We start from the raw sequence: 5765 nt of genomic DNA on the forward strand, positions 1-5765 counted from the left end.
GTCTGCGCCGGCGGGTCCGGCAGGTCCCGGCTGGCGGTCCAGCCGTTCAGCGGTGGGGGCAGCCCTCGGCCACGCCGACCGGCGAGCCGGCTCAGCCGCGCGGCGCGCTGCCCGGCCGCGTACAGCCGGGGTCGGTCCATCGTGTACGCGGCGGCGGCCATCGCGATCGACTCGGCGGTGGGCCGCGGTCGCGACTCGACGGCCTCGGCACGCAGGTGCACCAGCAGCTCCGGGATGTTGATTTTGACGGGGCAGGCGTCGTAGCAGGCGCCGCAGAGCGTCGACGCGTACGGCAGGGAGGCGTTGTCCTCGATGCCGGTGAGCTGGGGCGACAGCACCGCCCCGATGGGCCCCGGGTACACCGACCCGTAGGCGTGGCCGCCGGCACGCTCGTAGACCGGGCACACGTTGAGGCACGCCGAGCAGCGGATGCACCGCAGCGCCTGCCGGCCGACCTCGTCGGCGAGCACCGCGCTACGCCCGTTGTCGAGCAGGACCAGGTGGAACGCCTGCGGCCCGTCGCCCGGGGTCACGCCCGTCCACATCGAGGTGTACGGGTTCATCCGCTCCCCCGTCGACGCCCGCGGCAGCAGCTGGAGGAAGACCTCCAGGTCCCGCCAGGTCGGCACCACCTTCTCCACGCCCATGACGGTGATGAGGGTTTCCGGCAGGGTCAGGCACATCCGCCCGTTGCCCTCGGACTCGACCACGGCCAGGGTGCCCGTCTCGGCGACGGCGAAGTTCGCGCCGGACACCGCCACCGGCGTACTCAGGAACGTCTCGCGCAGGAACCGGCGCGCGGCGGCCGCGAGGGCCGCCGGGTCGTCGGTGAGCGCCGGGTCGACGCCGGGCATCTCGCGGAGGAAGATCTCCCGGATCTCGGCCCGGTTGCGGTGGATCGCGGGCACCAGGATGTGGCTCGGCCGGTCGTCGCCGAGCTGCACGATCAGCTCCGCCAGGTCCGTCTCGATTGGGGTGATCCCGGCCGCTTCGAGGGCCTCGTTGAGGCCGATCTCCTGGGTCGCCATGGACTTGACCTTGATGACCCGGTCCGCGCCGGCCGCGCGGACGAGGTCGGTGACGATCCGGTTGGCCTCAACCGCGTCCGCCGCCCAGTGCACCACGCCGCCGGCCTCGGTGACCTTCTCTTCGAGCTGTTCCAGCAGGTCGGGCAGGCGGTGCAGGGTGTCGGCCTTGATGGCCGCGCCCGCCGCGCGCAACTGCTCCCAGTCCGCCTGCTCGGCGATCACACCCGCGGACTTGGCCCGGATCGTCGACGTGGCGTGGCGGAGGTTGCGCCGCAGTTGCGGGTCGGCCAGGCTGCGCCGCGCGGCGCTCGGGAACGACTCGTCGCCGCGCAGGTGCCCCACGCCCGCCGGCGCGGTCACCGGTGGGGTGGTCGCCGGCATGCCGAGGAACGTCCGGCGGGTCACGACCGGACCGCCGATCGGGCGCTGACCGTGCCGCTCTGCTCGGTCGAGGCCAGGATCTCGGCGAGGTGCACGGTGCGCACCCCGGTCCGCAGTCGCGACAGGCCGCCGCCGATGTGCATGAGACACGAGACGTCCCCGGCGGCGCACACGTCGGCGCCGGTGGCGAGCACGTGGCGCATCTTGTCCGCCAGCATCGCCGTGGACGTCTCCGGGTTCTTCACCGCGAACGTGCCGCCGAACCCGCAGCACTGCTCCGCCGCCGGCAACTCGACCAGGTCGAGGCCGCGCACCGCGCGCAGCAACTGTCGCGGCCGGTCACCCACCCGCAGCATCCGCAGCGAGTGGCAGGTCGGATGGTAGGTGACCCGGTGCGGGTAGTACGCGCCCACGTCGGTCACCCCGAGCACGTCGACGAGCAGCTCCGACAGCTCGTACGTCCGCTCGGCCACCGACTCGGCCCGGCTGGCCAGCCGTACGTCGCCGGCCCGCCGGGCCACCATCGCGTGCTGGTGGCGCACCGACCCGACGCAGGAACCCGACGGCGCGACGATCACGTCGTACGGGTCGAAGACCCGCACGTGCCGGCGTACCAGGGGAACGGCCTCGCGCTGGTAGCCGGTGTTGACGTGCATCTGCCCGCAGCAGGTCTGCTCCGGCGGGAAGACCACGTCGTGGCCGAGCCGCTCCAGCAGCCGCACCGTCGCGGTGGCCGCCTGCGGGAACATGGTGTCGGCCAGGCAGGTCACGAACAGCGCGATCCGCACCGCACACCCCCGCCCGTCGTCACGGCCGGACCCGCAGATGGGTGAGGCCACCGTCGACGTCCAACACCGTACCCGTGGTCGACGCCGAGAGCGGCGACGCGAGGTAGACGATCGCGTTCGCGACCTCCTGCGGCGTGACCAGTCGTCCGATGGGCTGGCGGGCCTGCAACGCCAGGCGCTCGGCGGCCGGGTCGTCCGCCTGCGCCAGCAGCCGTCCCACCCAGGGCGTGTCGGCCGTGCCGGGGCAGACGCAGTTGAACCGGATGCCCTCGCGGACGTGGTCGGTGGCCATGGCGAGGGTCAGCGACAGCACGGCGCCCTTGCTGGCCGAGTAGAGCGCCCGGCCGGGCAGTCCGTTGAGCGCGGCGATGGACGAGAGGTTGACGACCGACGCGTGCTCCGAGCGGCGCAGCCAGGGCAGGGCCGCGCTGACGACGCGCGCCATGCCGACCACGTTGACGTCGAGCACGCGGTGCCACTCGTCGTCGGTCTGGTCGGCGACGGTCCCGGTCGCGCCGATCCCGGCGTTGTTGACCACCACGTCGATGCCGCCGAGCGCGTCGGCGGCCGCGGCGACAGCCTGTTGCACCGACGGGCGGCTCGACACGTCGGCGGCGATGCCGGCGATGCCCTCCGGCAGGCCGCTCGGGTCGAGGTCGAGGACGGCCACCCGGGCCCCCCGCTCGCGCAGCTCCGCGGCGGTGGCGCGGCCGATGCCGGAGGCGCCTCCCGTGACCAGCGCGGCCAGCCCGGCGAACTCCGCGCTCATGCCGCCACCAACGTCTGGCGTGCCCGCCCCAGGCCGGCGACCTCCAGCTCCACCACGTCGCCGGCGCGCAGGTACGGGTGGTCCGGAAGGCCCAGCGCCACCCCGGCGGGCGTGCCCGTGTTGATGACGTCGCCGGGGTACAGGACCATGAACTGGCTGAGGTACCAGACGACGTGCGCGACCGGGAAGATCATGTCCTTGGTGGACCCGTCCTGGCGGAGAACCCCGTTGACCCACAACCGCAGCGCCAGCGACTGCGGGTCGTCGACCTCGTCGGCCGGCACGAGGCTCGGCCCCAGCGGGTTGAAGGTCTCGCAGCTCTTGCCCTTGTCCCACTGGCCCCCGCGCTCCAACTGGAACGCCCGCTCGGAGACGTCGTGCGACACCGCGTACCCCGCGATGTGCCGCATGGCCTCCTGCGGGGAGTCGGCGTAGCGGATGGTCGTGCCGACGACGACCGCGAGTTCGACCTCCCAGTCGGTCTTCGTCGAGCCGCGCGGAACGAGAACGTCGTCGTACGGCCCGACGATCGTCATCGGGTCCTTCATGAAGACCACCGGCTCGGCCGGCAGCGCCGCACCCGTCTCCGCCGCGTGATCGCGGTAGTTGAGTCCGATGCAGACGATCTTGTGAGGTCGGGCGATGGGAGCACCCACCCGCAGGCTGTCCGCGTCGGGCAGCTCGGCCAGCTCGCCACTGTCGAGCGCGACCCGCGTCCGCGCGATCCCGTCCGACGCCCAGAACGCCCCGTCCAGGTCTGCGGTGAGCGGCCGCAGGTCGAAGGTCGTACCGTCGCGCTGGACGACCGGGATCTCCTGGCCGCTCGGGCCGAGGCGCTGGAAGTTCATCTCACTCTCCTCTGTGTCCGGGCTGACCGGCGGGTGGCGGACACCCCCGCATTCAACACCGACACGCCCCGCGACCGGCACAGCGGGAGCACCTCGGTCAGCTCGGTGGGACCTCGTCGCCGCCCCGTACGCCGAGGGCGCGCAGCGTCGCCGCGTCGGCGGGGAAGAACGACTCGACGGCAAGCCCGGCGACGGTGACGTCGAGCGGGGTGCCGAACACGGTGGTGGTGCTGAGGAAGGACAGTGTCCGGCCGTGGTGGCGGTACCGGAGCCCGACGGCGACCCGCGAGACCGGGTCGTCCAAAGCCTGCGAATGGCCGTTGTCGCCGGGATAGCCGCGCAGCTCCTCGTACAGGTCGTGCAGGGCCGCGTCGCCGGTGGCGGCGGCCGTCTGGCGCAGCCGGGTGAGCAGGTGCGTACGCCACTCGGGCAGGTTGCCGATCCGCGGGGCCATGCCGTCGGGGTGCAGGCTGAGCCGCAGGACGTTGACCGGAGGGACGAGCAGGTGCGGCGCCGCGCCGTCGGTGAACAACGCCACGGCGGGGTTGGCCTCGACGAGTTGCCAGTGCCGGTCGATGAGCGCCGCCGGGTACGGGCCGTGGCCGTCGAGGATCCGCCGTACGGCGGCACGCACCGGCGCCAGCTCCGGGTCGTCCAGCTCGTGGCGGGGATAGGCGGGCGCGTACCCGCCGGCGAGCAGGATGGTGTTGCGGTCCGCCAGCGGTACGTCGAGCTGCTCGGCGAGCCGCAGGATCAGCTCGGGGCTCGGCCGGGACCGCCCGGTCTCCACGAAGCTCAGATGTCGAGCGGAGATCCCCGTCTCGATCGACAGGTCGAGTTGGCTCATCCGGCGGCTCTGGCGCCAGTCGCGCAGCAGCTCGCCGACCCGTCGTACCGGCCTGGTCGTCGTCGTCACGCGACCGACCCTAGTGATCGCGCCGGCGCACGGACCATTACCTCCGACGTAATCGACAGCGCCCCGGGCGGGCCGCAACCATCTCTCCCGAGAGCGGCGCCCACCGCCGCTCGTCACCCGACGATGAGGAGAGAGCCATGGCTACGAGCTTCGACGCGCTGGCCGAGCGGTACATCGCGATCTGGAACGAGACCGACCCGGCCCGTCGCCGCACCCAGATCGCTGACGTGTGGGCCCCCGACGCCCGCTACGTCGACCCGCTCACCGTCGCCGAGGGCCGGGAGGCGATCGACGCCACGATCGCGGCGGTGCAGGGCCAGTTTCCCGGCATGACGTTCCGGCTGGCCGGCCCGGTCGACGGCCACCACGACCAGGTCCGGTTCACCTGGGAGCTGGGGCCCGACGGGGTCGAGGCGCCGGTCGTGGGCTTCGACGTCGCCGTGCTGGACGGCAACGGGCAGCTCAGCCAGGTGCTCGGCTTCCTGGACCGGGTCCCGGTGGCCTGATCACTCCCCCCGGGTGCGGGCGTCAGCGCGGCGGGGTGTCCCGACGCGACGGGAACGGGGTGCCGGGCTGCCCCAGGGTGGAGCGGGCACGCAGCCCGACCGGGTCCGGAGCGGCCACCGGCGCAGCCGGGGCCGGCTCCGGTCCCCGGCGCGCGTCGAGGTACGCGGCGGCGGCCCGGTCGTCGTCGGTGGGCGCGGCGAGCAGGGCGTAGAGCAGCCCGACCACCCCGAAGATCACCGCCACGATGATCGGCACCAGCAACGCGCTCACCCTGGTGCCGGTCACCCCATCCGCACGTTCGTGCAGGTGCACCGAGAGCGCGCTCATGCCGGTGAAGTGCATGCCGTTCACGGCGACGCCCATGACCAGCGCGGACGCGAAGATCGCCAGTGGGCGACGGACGGTCATCGCGAGCCACAGCGCGACGGTGGCGGCGACGACCGCGACGACCACCGAGAGGATGACGCGGGTGCTGTCGTAGCCGAGGCTGCCGTTGAGGCGCATCGCCGCCATGCCGGTGTAGTGCAT

At 73.1% G+C, this 5765-nt stretch carries 7 protein-coding genes; 1 reads left to right on the forward strand and 6 read right to left on the reverse strand.

Annotated features, from left to right (window positions below):
* The 5 genes from AB0J68_RS25365 to AB0J68_RS25385 form a co-directional block, all read right to left on the reverse strand.
* Nucleotides 1-1409 (reverse strand): LutB/LldF family L-lactate oxidation iron-sulfur protein (locus AB0J68_RS25365; RefSeq protein ID WP_363940668.1); only part of this gene is annotated, 1409 nt, incomplete at its 3' end.
* A gap of 20 nt (nt 1410-1429) precedes the next feature.
* A complete protein-coding gene (locus AB0J68_RS25370; RefSeq protein ID WP_355068640.1) occupies nt 1430-2197 on the reverse strand; it encodes a (Fe-S)-binding protein in 768 nt (255 codons plus the stop codon).
* A 19-nt stretch (nt 2198-2216) separates the two neighbouring features.
* A complete protein-coding gene (locus tag AB0J68_RS25375; protein ID WP_363940664.1) occupies nt 2217-2966 on the reverse strand; it encodes an SDR family oxidoreductase in 750 nt (249 codons plus the stop codon).
* Nucleotides 2963-3814: a fumarylacetoacetate hydrolase family protein gene (locus AB0J68_RS25380; protein ID WP_354861930.1), complete on the reverse strand. Its 852-nt coding sequence runs from the start codon at nt 3812-3814 to the stop codon at nt 2963-2965. The genes AB0J68_RS25375 and AB0J68_RS25380 overlap by 4 nt, the downstream gene beginning before the upstream one ends.
* A gap of 97 nt (nt 3815-3911) precedes the next feature.
* Nucleotides 3912-4730, reverse strand: a complete 819-nt coding sequence (locus tag AB0J68_RS25385) for a helix-turn-helix transcriptional regulator (RefSeq protein WP_363940665.1) — start codon at nt 4728-4730, stop codon at nt 3912-3914.
* Between the two features lie 137 nt (nt 4731-4867).
* Here AB0J68_RS25385 and AB0J68_RS25390 point away from each other — a divergent pair, with 137 nt between their 5' ends.
* Complete coding sequence (locus AB0J68_RS25390; RefSeq protein WP_355068644.1) at nt 4868-5236, forward strand: nuclear transport factor 2 family protein; 369 nt, start codon at nt 4868-4870, stop codon at nt 5234-5236.
* Between the two features lie 22 nt (nt 5237-5258).
* On the opposite strand, the gene AB0J68_RS25395 is transcribed toward AB0J68_RS25390, so the two are convergent.
* Nucleotides 5259-5765 (reverse strand): MHYT domain-containing protein (locus AB0J68_RS25395; protein WP_363940666.1); only part of this gene is annotated, 507 nt, incomplete at its 5' end.

The organism is Micromonospora sp. NPDC049580 (assembly GCF_040675595.1).
Lineage (GTDB): Bacteria > Actinomycetota > Actinomycetes > Mycobacteriales > Micromonosporaceae > Micromonospora.